23 protein-coding genes and 2 tRNA genes are annotated in these 22418 nt (G+C 54.7%); 14 read left to right on the forward strand and 11 right to left on the reverse strand.

Features of this window, described 5'->3' with window-relative positions; translation table 11 throughout:
• The first annotated feature begins 161 nt into the window (after positions 1-161).
• The 4 genes from PYRFU_RS01260 (at position 162) to PYRFU_RS01270 (ending at position 1320) form a co-directional block, all read left to right on the forward strand.
• A tRNA-Gln gene (locus PYRFU_RS01260) sits at positions 162-237 on the forward strand.
• A gap of 131 nt (positions 238-368) precedes the next feature.
• Positions 369-446, forward strand: a tRNA-Arg gene (locus PYRFU_RS01265).
• Positions 447-756: 310 nt separating this feature from the next.
• Positions 757-906 (forward strand): antitoxin family protein, encoded by a 150-nt coding sequence (locus tag PYRFU_RS10125; RefSeq protein WP_014025789.1) that lies wholly within the window; start codon positions 757-759, stop codon positions 904-906.
• 48 nt (positions 907-954) lie between these two features.
• A complete protein-coding gene (locus tag PYRFU_RS01270; protein WP_209442499.1) occupies positions 955-1320 on the forward strand; it encodes a PIN domain-containing protein in 366 nt (121 codons plus the stop codon).
• Positions 1321-1603: 283 nt separating this feature from the next.
• Here the strand turns inward: PYRFU_RS01270 and PYRFU_RS09800 are convergent, their stop codons facing one another.
• From PYRFU_RS09800 to PYRFU_RS01290, 4 genes are read right to left on the reverse strand one after another with little or no spacing between them, the layout of a single operon-like run.
• On the reverse strand, positions 1604-2470 hold the full coding sequence (locus PYRFU_RS09800) for a class I SAM-dependent methyltransferase (RefSeq protein ID WP_014025792.1): 867 nt from the start codon (positions 2468-2470) through the stop codon (positions 1604-1606).
• A gap of 53 nt (positions 2471-2523) precedes the next feature.
• Positions 2524-3264, reverse strand: a complete 741-nt coding sequence (locus PYRFU_RS01280) for a HesA/MoeB/ThiF family protein (protein ID WP_014025793.1) — start codon at positions 3262-3264, stop codon at positions 2524-2526.
• Positions 3224-3952 carry a molybdenum cofactor biosynthesis protein gene (locus PYRFU_RS01285; protein WP_014025794.1) on the reverse strand — a complete coding sequence of 243 codons (729 nt, stop codon included), beginning with the start codon at positions 3950-3952 and terminating at the stop codon, positions 3224-3226. The genes PYRFU_RS01280 and PYRFU_RS01285 overlap by 41 nt, the downstream gene beginning before the upstream one ends.
• 53 nt (positions 3953-4005) lie before the next feature.
• Complete coding sequence (locus PYRFU_RS01290) at positions 4006-4500, reverse strand: M67 family metallopeptidase (protein WP_014025795.1); 495 nt, start codon at positions 4498-4500, stop codon at positions 4006-4008.
• 294 nt (positions 4501-4794) lie between these two features.
• Between PYRFU_RS01290 and PYRFU_RS01295 the strand changes: the two genes are divergently transcribed.
• The 3 genes from PYRFU_RS01295 to PYRFU_RS01305 all read left to right on the forward strand — a co-directional run bounded on the left by PYRFU_RS01295 (position 4795) and on the right by PYRFU_RS01305 (position 7590).
• Positions 4795-5178: a hydrogenase/urease maturation nickel metallochaperone HypA gene (locus tag PYRFU_RS01295; RefSeq protein WP_280097282.1), complete on the forward strand. Its 384-nt coding sequence runs from the start codon at positions 4795-4797 to the stop codon at positions 5176-5178.
• Positions 5179-5182: 4 nt separating this feature from the next.
• Complete coding sequence (locus PYRFU_RS01300; protein WP_167827775.1) at positions 5183-5950, forward strand: P-loop NTPase; 768 nt, start codon at positions 5183-5185, stop codon at positions 5948-5950.
• Positions 5951-6015: 65 nt separating this feature from the next.
• Positions 6016-7590, forward strand: a complete 1575-nt coding sequence (locus tag PYRFU_RS01305) for an alkaline phosphatase family protein (RefSeq protein WP_014025798.1) — start codon at positions 6016-6018, stop codon at positions 7588-7590.
• Between the two features lie 31 nt (positions 7591-7621).
• Here the strand turns inward: PYRFU_RS01305 and leuS are convergent, their stop codons facing one another.
• The gene (gene leuS, locus PYRFU_RS01310; RefSeq protein ID WP_048192189.1) at positions 7622-10597 is read right to left on the reverse strand and encodes a leucine--tRNA ligase; all 2976 of its coding nucleotides are present in this window, start codon (positions 10595-10597) and stop codon (positions 7622-7624) included.
• A gap of 243 nt (positions 10598-10840) precedes the next feature.
• Between leuS and hxlB the strand changes: the two genes are divergently transcribed.
• The 5 genes from hxlB (at position 10841) to PYRFU_RS01335 (ending at position 13623) form a co-directional block, all read left to right on the forward strand.
• The gene (gene hxlB / locus PYRFU_RS01315; RefSeq protein WP_014025800.1) at positions 10841-11455 is read left to right on the forward strand and encodes a 6-phospho-3-hexuloisomerase; all 615 of its coding nucleotides are present in this window, start codon (positions 10841-10843) and stop codon (positions 11453-11455) included.
• Between the two features lie 60 nt (positions 11456-11515).
• Positions 11516-12127 (forward strand): DNA-directed RNA polymerase, encoded by a 612-nt coding sequence (locus tag PYRFU_RS01320; RefSeq protein ID WP_167827776.1) that lies wholly within the window; start codon positions 11516-11518, stop codon positions 12125-12127.
• Between the two features lie 16 nt (positions 12128-12143).
• Positions 12144-12371 carry a transcription elongation factor subunit Spt4 gene (gene spt4 / locus PYRFU_RS01325; protein WP_014025802.1) on the forward strand — a complete coding sequence of 76 codons (228 nt, stop codon included), beginning with the start codon at positions 12144-12146 and terminating at the stop codon, positions 12369-12371.
• 40 nt (positions 12372-12411) lie between these two features.
• Positions 12412-12939: a GTP-dependent dephospho-CoA kinase family protein gene (locus tag PYRFU_RS01330; protein ID WP_014025803.1), complete on the forward strand. Its 528-nt coding sequence runs from the start codon at positions 12412-12414 to the stop codon at positions 12937-12939.
• A gap of 192 nt (positions 12940-13131) precedes the next feature.
• Positions 13132-13623: a hypothetical protein gene (locus tag PYRFU_RS01335; protein WP_167827777.1), complete on the forward strand. Its 492-nt coding sequence runs from the start codon at positions 13132-13134 to the stop codon at positions 13621-13623.
• A 129-nt stretch (positions 13624-13752) separates the two neighbouring features.
• Here the strand turns inward: PYRFU_RS01335 and PYRFU_RS01340 are convergent, their stop codons facing one another.
• Genes PYRFU_RS01340 through PYRFU_RS01355 form a run of 4 tightly spaced genes read right to left on the reverse strand, consistent with a single transcriptional unit; the run spans position 13753 to position 18154 of the window.
• Entirely contained in the window at positions 13753-15375 is a 1623-nt protein-coding gene (locus tag PYRFU_RS01340; RefSeq protein WP_052296908.1) for an ABC-ATPase domain-containing protein, read from the reverse strand.
• On the reverse strand, positions 15359-16252 hold the full coding sequence (locus PYRFU_RS01345) for a PstA family ABC transporter permease (RefSeq protein ID WP_014025807.1): 894 nt from the start codon (positions 16250-16252) through the stop codon (positions 15359-15361). The genes PYRFU_RS01340 and PYRFU_RS01345 overlap by 17 nt, the downstream gene beginning before the upstream one ends.
• A 40-nt stretch (positions 16253-16292) precedes the next feature.
• Complete coding sequence (gene pstC / locus PYRFU_RS01350) at positions 16293-17258, reverse strand: phosphate ABC transporter permease subunit PstC (protein WP_014025808.1); 966 nt, start codon at positions 17256-17258, stop codon at positions 16293-16295.
• 50 nt (positions 17259-17308) lie between these two features.
• Complete coding sequence (locus PYRFU_RS01355) at positions 17309-18154, reverse strand: MqnA/MqnD/SBP family protein (RefSeq protein WP_014025809.1); 846 nt, start codon at positions 18152-18154, stop codon at positions 17309-17311.
• 182 nt (positions 18155-18336) lie between these two features.
• On the opposite strand from PYRFU_RS01355, the gene PYRFU_RS01360 reads away from it, so the two are divergent.
• Positions 18337-19875 carry an ATP-binding protein gene (locus PYRFU_RS01360; protein WP_167827778.1) on the forward strand — a complete coding sequence of 513 codons (1539 nt, stop codon included), beginning with the start codon at positions 18337-18339 and terminating at the stop codon, positions 19873-19875.
• Positions 19876-19976: 101 nt separating this feature from the next.
• Here PYRFU_RS01360 and PYRFU_RS01365 read toward each other — a convergent pair whose 3' ends face one another.
• Both PYRFU_RS01365 and PYRFU_RS01370 read right to left on the reverse strand, forming a co-directional pair.
• A complete protein-coding gene (locus PYRFU_RS01365; RefSeq protein WP_014025811.1) occupies positions 19977-20996 on the reverse strand; it encodes a V-type ATPase subunit in 1020 nt (339 codons plus the stop codon).
• Positions 20971-21312 (reverse strand): hypothetical protein, encoded by a 342-nt coding sequence (locus PYRFU_RS01370; RefSeq protein ID WP_014025812.1) that lies wholly within the window; start codon positions 21310-21312, stop codon positions 20971-20973. The genes PYRFU_RS01365 and PYRFU_RS01370 overlap by 26 nt, the downstream gene beginning before the upstream one ends.
• Before the next feature lie 327 nt (positions 21313-21639).
• Between PYRFU_RS01370 and PYRFU_RS09805 the strand changes: the two genes are divergently transcribed.
• A complete protein-coding gene (locus PYRFU_RS09805) occupies positions 21640-22116 on the forward strand; it encodes a PadR family transcriptional regulator (RefSeq protein ID WP_014025813.1) in 477 nt (158 codons plus the stop codon).
• Positions 22117-22418: the final 302 nt, after the last annotated feature.

Raw genomic sequence — 22418 nt, forward strand, 5'->3', positions numbered from 1 at the left:
ACCAAGCCCAACGCAAAACCACAAACCCCTACCCTGAAAAACATAGCAAGAGAAACAACGCGACACACAAAGCCACGCCACAGAGAGAAGAGCGCCAGACGCACATGCAAGGCATAAACCCTAAACCCGTGCAAACACGGCAACAAACCGTGGAGCGAGGCAGCCGGGTCGTCTAGCGGCCAAGGATGCGGGGCTTTGGCCCCCGTGACCGGGGTTCGAATCCCCGCCCGGCTACCACACAACCCGGCTCCCACAATCATCCCAATCCTTTAGGCATAGGTCTAGCACAAAGTCGTAACAAGCGCGAGAGCAACGCTGCAACATTACCCTCTTAACCCTCCAGGCAAGACAGACACGAGAATGGCCAAGGGCCCGTAGCTCAGCCAGGATAGAGCGCCGGCCTCCGGAGCCGGAGGTCCCGGGTTCAAATCCCGGCGGGCCCGCCACACAATGCTCCTCTGCTTTCTGCTCCCGGTAGCTGGATACATCAGCAGGAGCGCCCATACTCTTACCAGGTTGTCTTGCCATTGTCCCCGGATGCCATGCTTGTTATAGCGCTGTTGAGGATTACGGCTGGGGCCCGTAGCATGTCATTTTAACAAGATGACAAGCATTCCTCCGGAGAGTGTTCTGAACAGTGTACCAGCGGATTGTTGCGGGCTCACGGTTTTAACGGCCACTATAGCAGGCCGGAACAAGCTTCGAACCGAGTTTTAAACCATGTCTATGCGATACTTGTCCTAGAGGTGGCTAGGGATGAGTAGGGTTATCAAGGCTGTGTATGAGAAGGGTGTACTGCGTCCATTGGAGAAGCTTGATCTGCCCGAGGGTGTCCGGGTGAGGCTGAGGATTGAGGGGATTTATGGCCTTCTAAAGGACTGGAGGGTGGAGACCCCAAGAAGCTAAAGGATGAGTTGAGGAGGCTGCATGGTTGAATAGCCTTGGCGCGCTACTATGCCGATAGCTGTGTCCTGTCGAGGATTCTTAGGGGTAGCCCCGCCTACGAGAGGTATGCCCAGCGAGGAGCTTGTCACTAGCGAATTCAACTTATTGGAGCTTGCATACGCGTTGACCAGAGACTATGGTAGAGAGAAAGCGGTTAAGATACTGAGGATAGTACGGGCCTTTGTAACCGTTGTTCAAGCCACAGATGAAGATTATGTTGAAGCCTCTGCACTACGCATAGAGTTAAAGAAACGGGGCAAGAACCTCTCCCTGATAGACGCCCTAGGCTATGTGCTTGCAAGACGCCTTAGGATACCATTCCTAACGGGTGATCGTGAATTCAAAGATCTGGATGGAGTAGAATATGTTAAATGAAGAGCCTGATGAAGCATCATAGGAACACATGGAGTGTTATCTCAAGGATATACCATTATGCCATAATACCTTGAATACGCATCAGTCGCAGTACCGTAATATTAACAGCCTCATCGAGCTTTGGACAATCCGTGTTATACCCGGTCTCCTGGCCGGAAGGCCCGTGTTCAATCCTGTTAATGAGGAGAGCGTGAAGCATAGGTTAAGGAATTGATTAGTGTGGCATGCTCCTGGTTAGTATGTTGCGATGTGCATATGGTCATATGGTTGCTCTCGCTGTATCCTAGCCTTTAATTCTGTTCTCCTTGCTTTTAATCCATGGTTTTCCTCGTTTGAGTATCGTTGGATCTTCCATTAGACCTTCTGGGTTTATCGCCCTTCGAGGCTCCTTACCGAGTACAAAGTACAATGATTCTTCCTCGGTGGGTATGATGTCTACGTCCTTGGTGAATAGCCATAGGGTTGACGCGATGTGCGCTATGCTCCTAAAGTTTAATGGTAGTATGGTTGCCTCGAAGTCTTTTAGTCTAACAAACGCCCGATAGTATGACCCCGTGATGAGATCGTACCTAACGTGGAATGATATACTGAGCTGCTCTAAGTCAGTGTTCTCAACTATTATCTCTTTGAACCCTTTCCTGAATATCATGTCCACCCTGTCCATCTCCTCTATGATGATCACGCCATCGTCTTTTAGAGCATTGGCTGCTGATGCGAACAGCCTGGGCATATCCCATTCATTGAAGTGCGCCAGAATAGCACCATACATCAAGACTATATCGAATCTACCAAGCTTGTACGCGTCTAGAGCATCCATGACATACGCTTCGGCCTCTACGTTCTCCTCCCGGGCGAAGCGTCGTGCATCCTCTATGGCATCCTCGCGCAAGTCAACCATCACTAGCTTGACCTTTACGCTTCTCCTCATGAGCACCTTTGCTAATGCAACGCCACCAATGCCTCTACCAGCGCCAACATCCAGAATCGAGAGACTATCGTTATTGAGTAGCTCAGCCAGCCATGGATGGCTGGCAAGGCGTTCAAACTCTCTAATAGCTCTAAGGTACCTCTCCTTACCCTTGTAAGACCAAGGATTATCTCCCCAGTCGACTATCCTATACGCCTTTTCAAGTACATCCTTGTTGTCCAATATGTGGCCCCTACCATGGCGAGTAGTTAGGCGCCTCTAGTGGGGCTTACCCTCTAAGCTATCTTCTCACAAGCCTCTATGCACTCGTTGCTGACCTCTAGTTTGATCTTTGTGAACTCCATGTTTGCTAGGTCTATTATGAGGAGGTGGCCTGCGAGTGTCTCGCCGTACCCTGTTATTAGTTTGATTGCTTCTGTTGCTGCTAGCGTGCCTACTACGCCGGGTGTGACGCCGACGACCGGTATGGGTCGTTGTGGGTCGCGTGGGTTGCGTACGATGCAGCGCAGGCAGGGGGTTTTGCCTGGTATGATTGTGGTTAGCTGGCCGTACATCCCGTGGATGCCTGCGTGCACGAAGGGTTTGCGGTGTTTCCAGCAGAGCTCGTCTAGCACTAGCCTCGCGGACCAGTTGTCCAGGCCGTCTATCACGACGTCTGCTCTCTTGACGAGGGGCTCTATGGTCTCCCTGGATACTGTTGCCACGTGGGCTTCTATCCTAACGTCGGGGTTGAGCTTTGATAGTCTCTCGGCGGCTACTAGCGCCTTTGGCTTGCCGATATCCTCCTCGGTGTAGAGCACCTGGCGGTTGAGGTTTGATGGCTCAACAGCGTCCCTATCTACCAGTATCAGGTGGCCGACTCCGGCGAGTGTCAGGTAGAGCGAGGCTATCGAGCCTAGCCCGCCGACGCCGACTACGAGCACCGTCGCCTGGCGGAGTTTCTCTTGTGCCTCGCGGCCCCAGAGGCGTAGCTGCCTATCGTACCTCTCCATGTTCCCGGCGTACCCGTACGCCATCGCCCATCACCCAGTAGTCTCCATCCGCGCGCCTCTCTAGCTTGAATATGGGGGCCTGGTGCTTCACCTCCTCTAGGATGCTGCGGGCGGTTTCGAAGGCGGTTTTGCGGTCGCGGGCGGCCACGAGGATGTATATCGTCGTGTCTCCGGGTTTCAGCCTACCAACCCTATGGTACACGATGACGTCGGTGACGCCTTCCCTCTTGGAGTGCTTCTCTGCAATCTCGCGTAGCGTCCTGGACGCTAGAGGCTCGTAAGCCTCGTACACAAGCTCGTGCACCTCATTGCCATCCACAACACCCTTGACGAACCCTACGAAGACCACTAGCGCTCCACTACCCTTCTTGGACGCTTCCCTCGCAAGCCTAGAGACAACCTCGTTCAAGTCGAGCTCCTGCTCTATGAGGCCGGCCTCTACAACCCCGCCGGCCGCAGGCGGCAAGAGCACAACCTCATCCCCGTCGCTCACCACATGGTCCATGCTAGCGGGGCTCCCATTCACCACCACGAGGGGCTTCAACCCGTGCTCCTCTAGCACTTGGAGTGCTCTTGCCAAGCCAGGCAACCGCCTCCTAGCCTCCTCGACAACCATACCCACGCTGACGCTGTCCCTCTCAACCTCTAGTGTCAGCTCATCGACGCCCGCCATGTCCCTAAACATGGCTACGAGACGGAGCCGGACTCTCACACGACCCCCAGCTATAGGCGTGAACGTGCCCCCTAAACCTCCCCCGGAGCACTCTACACAGCCAAGTGGTAACACGGGTTAGAGTGGCACACCTCCCCATCGATGCAAGGCCCGCAGTCGCGCCCCTCAACTACAACCTCTACCTCGCGAATCGGCCCTCCACGCTCTAACATCCACGCGCGTAGCTCTCCCATACACGAGGCTATCACCCACACAACCCTCCAGACAGCCATGCCGCTAGCGTCGCGAGCACTCGGCACAGCATGGCCGGATGGATGCGTATGTATAACGGCGATAACCTCCAGCCCCTTTTCGTCTGCCAGCTCGGAGACCTTCAGCGTAGTCACGGGGTCTACCAGGAACTCTATCCGCGGATGCTCGGCCACGTTACACCCAAGCTGATAACACATAGATACGCCGCTATCACCATCGATATAGCCGAGGATAAAGCCCCCGACCTCCACTCCACACGTGCATGCCAGAGCTTGCAGCCTTCTCGCGGCATCCCTGCAGAGGAGTATACGGTTTACACGATCAAGCTTCTGCAAGACTCTCGGTATCCCGCCAGGTAGGCCTCCAAGCCGCCTTATACCGTTCGTTTGGCATCCACCCGTGGAGGGCAGCCTCCACGGCGACGCACCCGATCAGGTTGAGGATTCCTTGGACGAGTAGATAGTGGTGATTAGTGTGTCATTATGACAAGTTGTAGATGTTTGAGCTGTGAGTCTTCACGTCTCTGTATATATGTGGTGTGGGATGGGAGGTTGTCTTGCCCGAGGGTAGTTTAACCCTATTCTAGGCGCGAGTTGTAGTAACGGTGGTACCTTCTGCACGAGCTTGCAATCGTTAACGCGATACTAGCTGAGATCGAGAGGGTGGTGAAGCAAGGGTATAACGTAGAAGAGGTTGTGGTATACCTCGGCGAGTTGCAGAACGCCGACCGCGAGGTAATCGAGTCGTACCTCAAGAGGCTTGCACCCGAAATAGCGCCTGGGGTACGCGTGCGCTCTGAGGTTGAGAAGGCTAGGTTTAGGTGCAGGGTTTGCGGCAGTGAATGGAGTCTCCAAGACCTAGACCTCGACGAGGATATACGCGAGGCGGTACACTTCGTACCCGAGGCTATCTACAGCTTCGCTAAGTGTCCTCGCTGCGGGAGCCGGGACTTCGAGATAGTCTCGGGCCGCGGTGTCAGACTCTCCCTAAAGGTCAGCCGTGGCGAGGGGTAGCAGGGTGAGTAACGTGGAGACCCTGAGCATAGACCCTAGGCTTGCTGGAGCGAGACTCATGCTCTCCAAGGTTAAGAGGATAGTGCTTGTCATGGGCTCTAAGGGTGGGGTGGGGAAGACCCTAATTGCGACGCTGTTAGCCCTCCAGGCGGCAAGGCTCGGCCTGAGAGTAGGCCTACTGGACCTAGATGTGACGGGCCCATCGGCTCACGTCGTGCTAGGTGTAGACCCTAGGGGCGTCCAGCCGGAGGAAAGGGAGGGCGTAGTCCCCCCGGAGGTTGCCAGAGGTCTACGTTTCATGTCGATCGTGTTCTACACGTGGGGCAGGCCTACACCCCTACGTGGCGAGTCCGTCGACGAGGTAATCAAGGAGGTACTGGCGGTCACTAATTGGGGCGAGCTAGACCTCCTGGTGGTCGACACGCCGCCGGGCCTCCGCGACGAGACACTAGACGTACTCGAGTACCTACCCAACCCCCATGTCGTTGCCGTAACGACACCCTCGAAGCTAGCACAGGCTGGCGTCGAGCGTCTACTAGCGCTGCTAGCGGAGCAGAGGGTACCGCGCTACCTAGTGGAGAACATGGCTAGGAACGGTGGCGTGGCGAAGCAGCTAGCCGAGCGTTACGGCGCCGAGTATCTAGGCGTAGTGGGGTACGATCCGAGCGTAGAGGACGCCATCGGCAGTATAGAGAAGCTGCTGGCGACGCGTGTGGCTAGGGACGTGGAGCGTGTCACGCGCTCGCTGCTAGGGAAGCTTGGCCTAGCATAGCCTTGGCGGAGCTACTAGCGTATTTCCAGGATTCTATTCAGGGTACGCAGCTGGTCGAGTAGCGGATGAGTGTGTCCAAGGGAAGGTTCCAGCATCGCGTGTTGATGCTCGGAATTGATGGTCTCTCTGTGGATGTTTACAAGGCTCTACGGGGTCACGGGTACCTACGCTCGCTCTCGCAGCTAGAGTCTCGCGGTGTAACAGGTTCTGTTCCAATGGTGCCTCCATTCACGCCGCCGATGTGGACGAGTATAGTTAGTGGCGTGAACCCGGGTAAGCATGGCATCTACTACTTCTTTCTGACCGACGAAGTAGGGAGACCGATACGCGTGCACATGGCGACAGATGTGATGCGCCCCAGGATACACGATATAGTATCTTACCATGGTGGTGAGAGTCTAGTTGTAAACCTACCGTTCTCCTCGTGGCCCCTCATACCATTCCGTGGTGCGCTGATATCCGATTGGCTCTCTCCCAGGGATTACGCCAAGCCAGAGTGGCTCAACGAGCTGTACAAGAAGGTCCTTGGCGAAGTCTCGAGAGAGTACTCGAAGCGCAGCGAAATATGCGGTCTACTCGCTCACGATATGGCGCTGATAGAGACGGTGGCTCGTGCATCGCGAAGAGGCCTGTTGAAAGACAAGGCGTACGTGTTCATAATGATGCGGTTTGTGGATGCAATTGTGCATGGCCATCCCGACGAGATCTACAATCCGCGTGACGATTGCCTAAGACACGTGTTAGGGGCATTCGACGAGCTTATGGAGGAGGTTTTGATCCCAGAATTCATGGACAATGGGCTCATCCTCATCGTGAGTGACCATGGTGTCGACAGAGCCTCTTATCGAGTATCGATACCGAGGATACTCTATGACTACGGGCTCGTCAAGATCCGGCTCAAGAAGGTGTCTGAGAGCCTTGCTAGAGAAACAGGAGGCAAGGAGCCGCTGGTAGCGCGCCTTGTAAACATGCTAATGAGGAACCGGATCACGGGCAAGATTGTGACGCGCATCGGAAGAAAGGTGATGACATGGTTCCCGCGGCTCCGCAGGGTTGCAGTGCACGTCGAGAGGCCCACCATCGACGAAGAGAATAGCCCCGTGGTGATGCCTCACGAGTGGAGTATGGGAATCTATGTGAACACTAGAGTAGTGGATGACGTGAAAAGCGTTGTTGAAAGGGTAAGGGAGGCTCTCGAGGAGTTTCAGCGCGAAACCGGGCATCACTTCGCCTATAGTATCGACTTGGGCCGCGGAGGCATATTCCACGGTCCCTATGTAAACCGTGCGCCACACATCGTAGTGTCGCCGAGGAGAGGGTACAGCCTGGCCTCCGCGAACATCTATGCGCCGCCAGTAGACCCGGTTGATGGCCGTATAGGGGACCACCATCCGGCGAACATGCACCTAGTGGTAGCGCCCAGTGGAGACCCGATGCTAGAAGAGGCGGCACGTCACATCAAAGAGCCGTGGGACTATGCTGTTATTGCGCTTCTTGCACTTGGTTTGCCCTTGCCGCACGACACGGACTCTAGGCTCTGCGAGAGGCTCGGCATAAAATGCGAGTATACCAACTACAATACGAGGTACATGATATCGCGTAGGCTAGCAATGAAAACCGGCAGTGGTGTCCCACACTAAAACAAGAGGTCTCTACGTCCCTGTGCACGCCCTACTCGAATACAATCGCGGGTCTCATTGGGAGTGCGGCCTTTATCTTGGCGGGTGGCACCTTGCCCTCCGCCTCAACAGTCTCCATGACCTCTATCTTCTCGACGCCAACAGCCTTCTGTATGACGCCAACCAGCTCCTCTATCACGTGCTTCTCGTCTAGCGCCTCAGCCTCGGCTATGAGCCTCCTAGTGTAATCGTCTAGGCTCATTGCGAACTCGTATAGCTTGCGCGCCTTCATGGCAACCTCCTTACGGAGCTTAGGATCGTCAACTTCGGCCAGTACCTCTTGGATGAACTCGCGTTGCGGCTTCCTCTCAGAGGCGGCTGTCACAGCCTTCTTCAGCAGGCTCCACTCCTCGCGTGGCACTATCACTATCTTCATCACACGTGGCTTGGACTTGAGGACCCTCAGTATATCGCGTGCGTCATCCACCAGGCGCCTGACATACTGGAAGGCGAGCTCGGCCTGCGGGTCGCGTAGCTCCTCCTCTATCTTTGGCCACTTGGCGGTTGATACGAAGCCTTCGCCACCCAGCATCTGCCACAGCTCCTCAGCTATGAACGGGGTTATCGGCGAGAGCATGACAATCCACTCGGTGAGATACTTGCGGAGCACCCATGCGGCCTCTGGCGTCGTGCCACGCACCTCGAGGTAGCGGTTGACGTCCTCGACCATCTCGTAGAGTAGTATTATGCCTGCCTCTCTCAGCCTAAGATTCTCATACGCGTTCGTTACGCGCTCCTTGTGGTACTGTAGTCTGGAGAGTAGCCACCTATCTGCTAGCGTGAGCTGCTCGGGGCGCCTCCGCTCTAGGCTGACAACGCTCTTCGCGATATCGTATATCCTCTGGAGCCTACCCAGCACGCTCATAGCGAGACCGTGGGTGAAGTTAACATCCTGCAGCAGCTCGGCGCCGACGATCAGCGAGGCTCTCATGACGTCTGGGCTGTAGACGCGTATAGCCTTGCGCAGTGGTATTATGTTGCGTAGGCTCTTGCTCATCTTCTTGCCCGCTAGCAGCACGAGACCGTTAACCACGATTTGGCGTGGCCACTTCTCTCTCGGGAAGATAGCTGCGTGGTTGAAGATGAAGAATGTCAGGTGGTTTGGCACTAGGTCGCGGGCGCTGTGCCTCGAGTCGAGCGGATACCAGTATTCGAATTCCTCACGTAGCTCCTTAAGCACCTCTACAGGTATACCGGTCTCCTTCGACACCTTCTTGGGGTCACCGCTCCCAAGGAGCACATAGTCCCAGAAGTTCACGGTGAGCTGCTCTGGCTGCAGACCATACTTCCTTATCTTGTGTATGACGGTGTAGAACGCCATATAGATTGTTGAGTCACTTAGAGACTCTATTATCCAGCCCTTAGCCCATGGCAGCTCTGTACCGAGGCCTCTTGTTCTCGCGCAGGCCCTCTCATGCAGCCAGTCTATGGTCTTCTCGAACTCCTCGCGCATCTCCGGCGGGACTATCCTCATTCTTGCAAGTGCCTCGCGGGCGAGCTTCTTCCACTCGGGGTCGCCATAGTTTATGAACCACTGGTCCTCGAGCACCTTGACAACTATCTCGGTGCCACAGCGGCAATAGACAGGCTTGTTCATAACCTCGTACATTATGTCGGCGTAGCCTATGGCCTCTAGCCACTTCTTGGTAGCCTCGCGGGCCTCTGGTACCGGCTTCTCAGCTATCCAGGCCTTCACGGCGGCAATGGCATAACGGCGATACTCCTCTGGCAGATGGCGAAGAGCCAGGCCGATAATATCGCTCCTCATCACGCCGTGGTGGTACTCATCGCTGTAGAGTTTCTTTGTCGCCTCTTCGAGTAGCTTGCGCTGTTCCTGGCTGGTTATGCCCATATCCTCGACTATCTGCTTAGCGGGTACCTCCTTGTAGCCTCGCACGCTTATCACTGGAATAGGCTCTAGCTCCGAGGAATCGACACCAAGCTTCTCGAGAAGCTCCCTACCCTGCTCGCTCTCAAGGAGGTCGCGCAGAGCAGCATAGTCGAATGGCGCGTGCGCAGGGACGCTCATCACTATGCCGGTAGCAGTGTCGGGATCCACGAATGTGGCTGGGAGTATCGGGACCTTCCTGCCAGTAGCGGGGTTCAGAAGCCTCTTACCCAGCAGCTCCTCGCCCTTCAGCTCCCGGATTACCTCTACACGGCGCCTCTGATAACGTAGTTTAAACGCAGCCCTCTTACTCACTACCCACCGCTCGCCGTCAACATCCACCTCGACATACTCGGCCCTCGGGTTGACCCACACATTGGTCACGCCGAAGACTGTCTCAGGGCGTAGCGTGGCCGCCGGGTAGACTCTACCCTCATCGTCAATGAACTTTATGAGGGTAAACTCGCCTATCTCGGGCTCAACATCGTTCTTCGTGTCATGCATGCCAACAGGCATCTCGTGCTTCGGGCACCAGCCGACGGGGTGAGTACCGCGAGTCAGCAGGCCCTTAGAGCGCAGCCTCTCAAACTGCCAAACCACGAACTTCTTGAACTCCGGGTCTACTGTTGTGAACTCCCTCCTCCAGTCTATGCTATACCCCATCTCCTTCATGCCGGCCTTGATATCCTCGTGGAAGTACCTGGCTAGCTGTAGCGGGTCCTTTAGCTTCTCAAGGTCCTCCTTAGGCACGCCGTATACATTCACCATTATGTCTATGAGCTCCTTATCACCCTCGGCGATAGCCTCGGCCATCGTGATTATCGGGGTGCCAGTATAGTGGAAGCCCATCGGGAACAGGACGTTGAAACCGCGTAGCCGCTTGTACCTCGCGTAGACATCGGCTATGGTGTAGGTTCTACCATGGCCTATGTGTTGTGGGCTGTTGGGATAGGGGAACGCGGCTGTGACGAAGAACTTGGGCTTCTCGGGGTTGGGGTCAGCCTCGAATACTTTGGCTTCCTCCCAGCGTGCCCTCCACTTATCAGCTATCTTCACCAGCAGCTCGGCGAACTCGTTGATGGGTCTATCTTCGGCAACAGTCCTCATCACCCGGAGTGTCTCACTGTCTAGCTGCCCTTGCAGTCTTAATCACCCTTCCTCTCCGCGGGAATACCGAGACTTAAACGCCTACTAGCTACGTGCGTTAGGTCAGCCGAACTGTAATATTTAGCTTATTCAACTCGTTTAACATGTGAATGGTAAAGGTTAGAAACTGACACTCCGGGACGGCAGACCGTGGAGTGGCCGTAGGGCCGATGCCCTATGGTCGAGTACGTCTTCAAAACCATGCGTCAAATCGTAGACTTCGTGACCAAGGCAATGGAGTTGATTAAGCGCGAGCAGGTAGAGCGCATGATAGAGATACTTGTCGAGACTTACAAGTCTAATGGTCGCTCCAAGATACTAGTCATGGGTGCCGGTAGGAGCGGGCTTGTTGGCCGCGCCTTTGCCATGAGGCTCCACCACTTAGGCTACAACGTGTACGTGCTCGGAGACACTATTGTGCCACGTATAGGCGAGCGGGACGTCGTTATAGCCATCTCCGGATCAGGCTCGACTAAGCTAATAGTCACGGCTGCCGAGGCCGCAAAGAAAGTCGGTGCAAAGGTAATCGCGATTACAAGCTATCCTGATAGTCCACTCGGTAGGCTAGCGGATGTTGTTGTAGAGATACCGGGCAGGACTAAAACAAAGCGTGAGGAGGAAGACTACTTCGCGAGGCAGATCCTGGGTATACACGAGCCGTTGGCGCCCCTCGGCACGCTCTTCGAGGACACTGCTATGATATTCCTGGATGGTGTCGCCGTCGAGTTGATGCACCGTCTCGGTAAGACCGAGGAAGACTTGCGCGCAATGCATGCAAACATCGAGTTGTAGCGTTGTATTGTAACCAGGTAGGATTGTAGCGTTACACCCTTTAAACACTAGGTTTTTGCGGTGGCGCGTGTCAACCAGGGTGAGGAAAGCGCCTTGTACATGGTTGCGCGTGTAGAGGATGTCGTGAGAATCCCGCCAAGCCTCTTCCACCTGCCGTTGAAGGAGGCAGCGTTGCGAGTGCTCAGACAGAAGTATGAGGGGCGCGTAGACCGCGAATTAAAAGCAATTATAATCACTGTTCTTAATGTTGATGTGGAAGAGATGGGGCGTATAATCCCGGGTGACGGCGGAACCTGGCACCGTGCGACATTCGATCTGCTCCTGTTCCGCCCAGAGCAAAACGAGGTTGTCGAAGGGCGTGTTGTCGAGGTGGTCGAGCACGGTATATTTGTGGATCTTGGGCCACTCGACGGCTATATACACGTTTCGCACATCTCGCAGCGCAGAGTCACCATTGACGTCGCCAACGGTATTGTGATAGAGGAGGGTACGAATAGGGTACTTCGCAGGAATGACGTCGTGAGGGCTAAGGTGCAGGCAGTGTCGTTCAGAGTCAGGCCGCACCAGAGGCCAAGAGTGAGCCTCACGATGAGAGGGTGGTTGCTAGGTAAGCTAGAATGGATTGAAGAGGAGTTGAAGAAGAGTGGTGCATTACCCGAAGCGAAAGGATGAGATGGAGGTGTAAGCCGTGTCCGCCGCAACTAGAAGGACTAAAAGAGCGCCCTTCAGGGCGTGCAGGTCGTGCCATGCGCTAGTACCCAAAGAGGTTGACCGATGTCCCTACTGCGGCTCCACAGACCTAACGGAGGAGTGGGCGGGAGTCGCGATAATACTAGATACGGAGAAGAGCGTACTCATCAAGTACATGCCGGTTCGCGTTGAGAAACCGGGGCGATACGCAATCCGTGTCTACTGAGCGTGGGCCTTGTCCCTAGCCGGGAGCCTAGGTGGAGCTTTTGCATGTCGCATCGCCCCCTCCGGGTTATTGTCTAGAGCCTAGCGAGGAGCTACGCGAGTACATGCGTCGTAGCAAGTACCTCGCGTACAATACTGCAGAGTTGAGCGAACTCAGCAAAAGAGACGATAGACTGGCGGTTATCGGCGATTATACCGCAAGGCTTATGCTCAAACATGGCCTACATCCACACATCGTTATCATAGATTGTCTCACTAGACGCGAGCGGATAGAGTGTATCAATGCTCCGCCGGGATACAGGGTAGTTCGCGCATGGAATCCGCGCGGGTACATATCGTGGGACTCGTGGAGCGTTATAGCAGAAGCGTGGGAGCGCAGCAACCCTACAATGATACTAATAGAGGGAGAGGAGGATCTCACAGCAATACCAGCCATCATAGAGGCGCCTGACGGCGCAGTGATAGCCTATGGTGTCCCCTGGTCGGGATTGGTAGTCGTTGAAGCTGACTGGGCACGCGCAGTTGCGTTACACATTGTGAATGCATCAATGCTTGTAAAATGTAGATAGCAATACGACCGGTATATGCGAATACACGTACGTTTACGCGGTTCTGTAACGAGTGTAAAAAGATTAGTTGGAATCTGATATTATTAACGAATGTTTGAGTAATTGTCTACTCGCCACCTAGCTAACCTTCTAAAGCACATTCGGCTCAAGTCAAGGTATAAGATGCTGGAGTAACGTGCGGGGTGATACATGGTGTGCGTCCAGCTTTTAAGCGAGAAGCGTGAAGGACAGCAACAATTGCAGACTGTAAGTGGCGAGCGCGTGTTCATAATGCCTGCTGTATTCTACAAAGCGATATTCGAGGCGCTGCAAAGCGTTGCGGGTGCAGCTGCAAGAAGCTTGATGTACTATATTGGTGTGAAAGCGGGCCGGGCAATGGCAAAAGACGCGTTGAGAGTTAGGAGCGGTACGGAGAACATAGACTCTGTAAGGGCTATCGCGGAAATCCTGGAGGCCATGGGTGTAGGTAAGCTTGAAAGCGTGGAGAAGGCGGGGTCTGCTGTAAAGCTTGTGTTGAGTAATACGTTATCCGGGGCCCTAGGGATAGATGGGGGCGAAGGTTGCCATCTTGAGCGTGGACTAGTAGCGGGCATGATGTCCGAAATGATAGGTAAACGTGTAGTTGTGAAACAAGCGCAAGGCGAGAAGGGCAAATGCGTATTTGAGGTTGAGGTTACAGGCTAGGTTCTCGGCGTGGGTGTGAGGACACCCCCACTCAACCGACAAGCATCGCTAGAATGAGGAGACTAGTCCCGCCCCCACCGACCCATACAACTTCTACCACCCTATCGTTTTTGTAGGATGCGAATCTACTCATGACGTAGTAACGTACCCTGGCGGCAGCCTCATCAGCGCATATACGAAATCTAACCCTCTCACCTCTGCCAGGCTAGGCGGCGGGTTTGGAGTTATCGCCTCGAAGCCCTTCTCCATCAGCTCGTCTACCCTCTTCGCTATTTCGCTGAGAGTGCCGCGCCAAGGCTTAGCAAGCAGTAGTGCAATAGTTGTGTATTGCCCATCCTCTACGAGTATACGGTTAGACTCCAGGTTCAACTCGTAACCGTCTTTTCCGACCAGCCTTGGAGGCCTTGGCTTGGATCTCCAAGGGCGCGTAGACACGGGCCTCCTCCTAGGTTTCACGCAGTTACGCGGCAGTCTACTTTCACGCACCTCGGCGTGCGCTGGCTTGAAATCCTTCATCACTATCAAGTTCTCAGCCTCCTCTATTAGAGCGCCAAGCGCGCCAGTCACCAGCATAGTGGAAACGCCGAGAGCCGAGAGACAGTGAGAGTAGCTAGCCAATGGTGTTATTGGCGGTGCCCCGGCAAGACGCTCGACACGCGGATCGATGTATAGTAGGTTGGTTGCGGCTCTATCCTCGTCTATGAGTATGAGTTCGGCGCCAGCCTCATAGGCTTCAATTATAGATGCGGCCATGCTCGTTGCCCCTGACGCATCACTGGTCGTGAAACACGTGGTGTCATTGTTGCCTGGTAGTCTAGTTATCAGCGGCGAAACATCTCTACAATGTACCGGCCTGCCATCCTCGGCTTCAATCCAGTATGCGCTCCTAAGGGAAACGACGGTCTCTCTGCCGTCGCCCTTAACGTGGTTATACACGCCAGCCGCTATAGCTTCAAGGAGTGTTGTTTTCCCGTGGAACGGGTGGCCAGTTATAACCGTAAACCCGCGAGGTATACCCATACCCTCGTACGTGCCCCAAGGAGTCTCAAGCTCGATGCGCATCGAGGATGGAGACTCAAAAGGGATAGCGTTTGCGAGGGGCTCTTCGCACCATCCACAACGCCTAGGCAGTATCGAGCCATTGCCTATGAACGCTACTAGGCGGTGCCTCGGAAGAAGCGATCTAAGATACTCTTGTACTGCGTAAACTTTCACGTGCTCCTCTAGACTTGAGTTGCCCTTCTCCAACACTCTGATAGTGCTGCACACGGCATCTATGCTATCTTCTAGCATCCTGGCGGCCTCGTACCCCAGAATCCTCCTGCCGCGTGCTGGCAGCCCGAACCAGAACCTAGCTATGAAGTAATCCTGGTGTACTTCGAAGCCACTCCTACGTATCATAGCGTTAGACGGCTTTGGGAGTCCAAGGTAGCCGCTGTGACCGCTCCCTCTCTTCCTAGACAGCCTTGCTAGCCTGGAGCGTAGAAAGCGGTAAGCATAGTCGGCTGTAGCTACTGGGTACCTAGAGGCGAGTCCCTTCAAGTGTAAGCGGCCGCGAACCTCAAGCACGCTAGGGGGCGCGTAGGGGTCGCCTTGCACTCTAGTGAAGCGCGCTATTCCACATGGTACCGTGAACTCTAGTCTTGAGAGCTTCTCGCGATACGCCTTGTATCCTCGCCTTTCCAGCCTCTCTAGTAGCGTGAGCACATCATTGAGGTCTACCCGTTTCAACACTCTATAGCCTCCTCTCACTCACTAGGAACCTCGCTAGGATAATGAGAGCTAGCGTTATCGCTGTAAGCACTAAGGCAGCGCCCCACGCGGTTGCTATCCTATCCGGTGTAGGCATCCTAGCATAATCATATATCAGGAGGCTGACGGCGCCGACCGGATGTGTTAGTGCGTCTATAGGGCTGCCGGGATAACTACGGTAACCGCCACCAGCGGTAAAGAGGAGTGGTGCTGTCTCGCCTGCTGCTTTTGCAAAGCCTATTATGGCGGCTGTGGCGAGCCCTCTCGCTGCCATACTTGCTATTATCCTGGCGGCTCTCTGCCTCGTAGCGCCTAGCGCGAGGGCGGCCTCTCTGTACGTCTGGGGGACTTGCCTAAGCACGCTCTCTGCCTGGACAGCGATGTATGGCAGGATGACTAGTGCTAGAGCTACTGCGCCCGCAAGGCCGCTGTACGTGCCGATGGGAAGGATGCTACTCAGCCCTAGTGCATTGTACAGCGCCCGGATTGGCGGCAACGGCTCAACGAGTACAAGGTAGATGAATAGGCCGGTGAGTATAGTTGGTATCTCTACCAGTGACTGTACTATGACGCGTAGTGATGGTGAAAGCTTGCTTCCCGGGAACTCGTAGAGAAAGAGCGCGGTTGCAACACCAAGTGGTACTGCTATCAACATGGCGGACGCGGCTAGTATAGCTGTGCCGTACAGAGCGGGGCCTATTCCCGTTGGTGCAGGTGAAGTGAAGAATTCGACGCCCCTCTCTGCTATCACCGACAAGCCGTTGACCAGGAGCGCGGCCAGGATGGCGAACAGGGGCAGTAGTGCAAGTAGGCCGCCAGCATAGACGGCTAGTGTGAATATCCTATCGCGTAATCTTCTCGAGTCAAAGGCTCTCACTATGCCCCCGCGGTGCACGTTGGCTAGGCCCGGTTAAATGCTACTTACCGTGTATGTTGCGTAGCCACCTTTGCATCATAGTTATCCCGATTACATTTACAACGACTCCTAGCAGGAGTAGCACCAAGCCTCCGGCAAACAGTGCACTCTCCATGTACGTGTAAAGGTATGCGTTGCCATACTGGTTGGCTATGAGTGCCGCTATGGTATAGCCTGGTGCGAAGGGCGAGATGCTGATGGTGAAAGTGTTGCCGACGACAAGAGATACTGCGACAGTCTCGCCGGCTGCACGTCCAAACCCGAGTAGAGCCGCGGCTATCACGACCGGCTTTATGTAGCCAAGTAGTAGGCGTGTGGCTTCGGCTCTTGTCGCGCCTAGAGAGTAGATGGCTTCGCGTAAGCTACGAGGTATCAGGAGGTATGCTTCACGTATCATGGATGCCACGTAGGGCACCGACATTATCCCCATGAGGATGCCGGCGGTGAGTATCGACTGGCCGGTGGTCGGCTCGTAGGAGAAGAGCGGTATGAATCTGCAACACTCGTAGAGGGGCTCCATAACGTAGTCTCGGAGGAGAGGGGCTAGCACCGTTACACCCCACAGACCGTAGACGATGGTCGGCAGTGCAGCCATGGCGTCGGACAACGCGGATACAACCTCACGCAGCTTACTGCTCGGTATATACTCGGTTACTAGTAGTGCAAGTGCGGTCGAAAGGGGCAAGGATACGGCAACGGCTATGATTGCAACGTACACCGTGCCCCATATTGCCGCGGCAAGGCCGTAACGCTCGGCTTCAGGGTTATCCTCTGAGGGCAACCAGACGCTCCAAGTGTAGACCCCCAGCCCCTCCTTACGGAAGATTGGCTCCGCTTTAGCGAAGAACGTCGCGGCAAAAGCAAGCAGAAGCGTTGCTACAATCACGGCTACCGACAAAAGGCTCAGCGCGTAGAGCTTCTCGCGCGGCGATAGGTGTGCCCCCAGCACAGTCTCAAGCAGCGCCAATGTTGACCCGTGCGGTGCTCTCAGAAAACCAGCGGTTAAACCTAACCCTGCTACACGAACTCAAGGTAGTCAAGGATGTCCCTGGGCACTAGACCCGCTTCAACAGCCAGCTCGGCGAGCGCCTTATGCGCCCGAATACCATCCTCCCCCATATCAAGCGTATAGTCATTCACATACATGTTGATGAAGCGTGACACCAGCTCGGGGTCCCTGACTCTAGAGAATCTCATGGCGTGGTGCAAAGCCTCCTTTTGATGCTCTCTCGCATAGAGTATGCTACGGCGTAATGCTTCTGCGAACCCCCTTGCAGCCTCAACGCCAAGCCTCTTGGCAAAGACGTCGACGCCGAGAGGTAATGGTAGCTTACCGACGCGTGACTCCCACCACTCCCACAAGTCAAAGACCTTGATGAGACCCCGCCTTTCAAACGCTATCTGCTCCTCGTGTATCAGTAGTCCAGCGTCAACCTCGCCTCTCTCAACGAGAGACGGTATCTCGTCAAACTTGGCAAACACGGGCTCGAATGCATCCTCCAAGGCTAGACGTAGCAACAGATATGCTGTAGTCCATCTACCGGGTACAGCTATCCTTGCACCCCTCAGACTATCAAGGCGCCTCTTGGCTACAACCACCGGGCCATAGCCAATACCCATACTGGCGCCGACGCGTAGCACATAGTAGCGCTGTGCTATGTGCAGTGCAGCGTGGAACGACGCAGCACTGGCATCAAGGACATCGCCCTCGAGTAAGCGTTTGTTGAGAGACTCTATGTCGTCTATCACCTCGCGTATCTCGTTGAAACCCGGTATCTTCACGGCGCCAGATACTATGCCGTAGAACATGAAGGCGTCATCCGGGTCGGGAGAATGCCCCACAATCAACACTCTGCCAGCCAAACATCCCATCCGGGTGCATGGCTAGCGCTACGGGCGTATCAAGCTCGCTCCTAGCGGGCTCGGGTGGGATCGAGGCTCTTCATCGGTCTGTGCAGGCTACAGTCGTCATCGCCCGTATGTGGCGACGGTAACCCGAGTCTTATAGAGTGATACCCGTTGATGTACGTAAATGTGGGTGGAAGTTGCCCCTCCACCCGAGAATACGGAGGATGCTTGGCGAAGAGATAGGTGTCGTGCTTAGTGGTGCTACATCTGTAACCGCGCCGATAGCAGTGAGAAAGGAGCATGCTCCATTGATACGAGAGGACCTCATGGTAGCAGTTCACGACGAACATCTGGGAAACGATGTAGTGTTGATTGGCGTGTTGAGATTCGTGACTAGGTATGAGCCGTTCCTGCGTCGTGGCATCCCGAATGTATACACCAGCTATCCGCAGGCACTGACAAACGACCTTCTAGCACCATTTACCAACGCTTACATCGAGCTATATGGTGTTGCAAGGTTCGAGTTAGAGGATGAGTCCGCGAGTGTGATAGGGAAGATAGAGCCACCTGTGTACGCGCCTCATCCAGGCAGCCGCGTATACATCATAACGGGTCCCGAGCTTCTTGACGCCATTGTTGGTGGACGAGGGCTGCGTGTTGGTGTCCACCCGTTTACCGGCTGGAGTCCACCTATAGATCCAGAGGCGCTCAAGATGCATGTTGGTGTTTTTGGCGCGACGGGTATGGGTAAGAGCCGGCTTGTAAGAAGGCTTGCACGCGAAGCGTCAAGACACTACGCGGTGATAATTTTCGATCATAGTGGCGTAGACTATGCCCCCGTTGCAGAGAAACTTGGTTATCCCGTTGTACCAGCCAACAGGGTACAACTCGACGTCATAACTATGACAGAGATGCTTGCCGAGATTATGGACGTACCTAGTACACTACAGGATTACGTGCTAGCAGGTGTCTATTGCCATGACGGGCTAGTCAAGGGCAAATTCAGTACACCCGAACAATGTCTACGTGAAAGCTACATGACGACAAGGATGAGTGCCCAGCGAAGCCGCCAATACACTTGGAACAAGGAAGAGTTCATCTCTACACTGCTCCTCGTAGCCAAGAGGCTTGGCGCGCGAGACACCACACTGTTGAAACTAAGGCTGTATGCAGAGCGTGTGCCGAACTACATCTATGAGAGTTTCGGTGGTAGGGATGTATCACCACGGGAGATAATACAAGCCGCGCTAGATCACAACATAGTTGTTGTTGACCTGGGGCGTGAGGAGGAAATAGCGGCAAAGCGTGCTATCGTGGCTCAGGTCGTGGATGAGGCCTGGAAGATAATACACGAGACGCTCCAGCCAATTAACGTTGCAGTGTTTGTTGACGAGGCGCAGCACTATGCATGCGAGTACTGTAGACCCTCGGCTACTCGTCTTGAGAAGATAGCGCGCGAGGGTAGAAAGTGGGGCCTATGGCTACTAGTCGCTAGTCAAAGAGTATCAAGGGACATCAAGCCTGGTATTCGTGCAAACTTAGGCACTGTATTCTTCTCGCGTCTGCAAGCTACTGGTGACCTGCAAGAGCTGGGCGGCTACCTGGACTTGGGTAATGTAACGCAAGCGTCGCTAGCTATGCTAGATAGGAGGCAATTCTACCTCGCTGGCCTCGCAAACCCGCTCCGTAAGCCAGTACTTATACAAGTAGAGCATGTGCCCGACGACGGCTTCTGAAGCTAGCCGAGGAGCGACTTTGGTTTTTAAGCCACTGGCTCCGGAAGAACAACATGAAATTGTTTATAGGGGGTGCCTAGGCTTGCGCGTCCTGCTTCTCGTTAGACGCTGAGCTGTTGTGCTATTTCGGATGGGCGTGCGCCAGCAAAGGCACCGTTAGCTATCACGACTATATCGTAGAGGTCTAGTGTGAGGTACTCTAGCGCGGCAGTAGCGAACCCTACGCTGAGCGGGTTGCTCGCAATGCCCATAGCGGCGCGTTTCCTGGCCTCTCTGCGAATCAAGTTCTCTACAATAGCGAATGCCTTGATCATGTCGGGCTCGGTGACTTCGCCGTAGAATGTGCTGCGCAGCTTCAACATGATTGCCTCTGGGTCGCCTATGGAGGCCTCTCTTGTCAAGTCGGGGAGTTTGCATGGTCTAAGTAGGCGTATGAACTCTTCAATGACTTCTCTTGGGGCTCCGCGCATGGCAAGGTTTAGCATAACTCTCGCATAGAGCATATCCAGGCGGGGGCAGAGATAGTATCTAGCTTGCATCGTGTTGCGATACGCGTTGTTGAAGAGCCATGCTATTAGAGTGTCGATAGCCGCGTCTATCCCGTTGGCGCCCTCCACCTTGAGATAGTAGTCTAGAAGCTTGGGTAGCATGTGGAACGCTGTGCGTTGCAGGTAATCGTGTATGCCTCTAAAGCTTCTGGTCTCGAGGTAGAACTTGTAGACGTGCTTTACAAGAGGATTCTCGGGGGCTGCTAGTGCATCTGGCTGTGGAGGCTCCTCACCCTCATACGCCATCCTGAGGAGGAGAGTAAGGTCTCTAGCGGCTATGTATGTCGAGTAGGCCATGTTTATGAGCTCTCTGGCGCCGCTCGCAAATGCTCTTGCTTGCGCAATCCTGGTTGAGAGCCACCTCCTCATGCCAATCTCTATGCCGCGAGGCGAGCTAGTATCCTCGATCCACGCTGCAATGGCGAAACTCTTCAACGCCTCTATGAACGTATTGAAGGAGTAGGCTGACTGGAGGAGTAGCTTGATGCCCTCCGGGCCGGGCGCCTCGCCTAGAGCGGCTGCAAGTTTAGCAGCATAGCCAGCCGGGCTACCTCCTCGATATCCGAACGGCATTGGCTAGCACCTCCAGTGCAGCCTCAACGGCCTTCTCGAAATTGGCGCGGGCGGTAGCCTCGACGCTCGCTAGCACTTCGCGCTTCTTCTTCTCTAGCTCGTCGCGTATCCTTGCTATCTCATCCTCCGCTAGAGCATTGATGGTGCTTCTAGCGCGGTCTACGATCTCCTCAGCTTTAGTCTCAAGCCTTCTAGCTCTCTCCTCGGCAGCAGCCAATAGGCTGCTCGCATCCTTCTCGATGCTACTCTCTATCCTTGTTAGCTTCTCCTCGAACTCTTTCACGGCACGTAGGATGCGAACAACATCCTCTGCCAAGACCGGCCCCCGCTAGCCCCTCCCGCTCCTAGCTTTTCAACCTACGCCCTCCGCGAGAAGCTGGAAGTCTTGCAGGTACCATCCAGTAGTCGAGCCACACCCCAACACCTATTATGCTGCGTGCGTGGCGTCACTGTAAACGGCCCGATGTGGAAGTCCACCCCTTCCAGAGGCGAGTACGCCGATGCTGAAACCGGCGTTGCCGAGGGTCAAAAAGAGGAGTTTTAGCGGAGTTTATTAACATAGTATAAGATGGGAGCGAACTTTTCCTAACCATCCTTTAAGTTGTATGTAACGATAGTGAATATCCGCGGTGGAGTAACATCCTTGCAGGAGGCGCCAAGACTAAGCTTAAGATGGATAGTTAGGCTGGCTGTGCTTGCATTACTGGCAAGTCAGGGACCCATGCACGGCTACGCGATCTACAAGAGACTGTTGTCGATATTCGCGCGTGCAAGGCTAATATCGCCTAGTCTCGTCTACACAGTACTATCCGAGCTGGAGCAAGAGGAGCTTGTAGAAGAAGCTGGGTTCGTGGAGGGCGCGCCAAGCGGAGGTAGGAGATTACTACGTATCACCGAGAAGGGCCTCAACCATCTAGCGGAGCACGGCGGTATGGCGTGGCGGCTTTTCGGCGAGCTTCTTGTCCTCCTTGTGCAAGGCGAAGCTGAGGCTCGGTTGCAAATAGGTGACTATGGGGGTCTGGTTAATCTTGCTGGCGAGGTTATTGGGCTGTCAGAGAAGTTGAGGAAGATAGGTGAGAGGGTACTCCCGGAGACCGGGGGCAGTGAGGAGGTTCGCTAGGGCGGAGGGTTGTCCTGGTGAAGAGAGTACGGCGGAGGCCGAGCCTCCACCCACCTCAATTATGTGATAGAATAAGTGGTTAAGTGTAAGCTAATGTCTCTCGTCTTGGTTTGCGATTGTGTGTTAGGGGCTCGGGAATCCCGGCCTACACTCCACACTGCTTTCGGCGAAGAGCGCTCTCCTCATAGCCCCTCTTACCATCGACGCGTTTCACCCGTAATTTGGTGCACGGTGCTTGATCGCGAATGATTTCGATATAATTCAGGCTAGCCGGGATTCTTGAAAATGGTAGAATGGTGGTG

It is taken from the genome of Pyrolobus fumarii 1A, assembly GCF_000223395.1.
Taxonomy (GTDB): domain Archaea; phylum Thermoproteota; class Thermoprotei_A; order Sulfolobales; family Pyrodictiaceae; genus Pyrolobus; species Pyrolobus fumarii.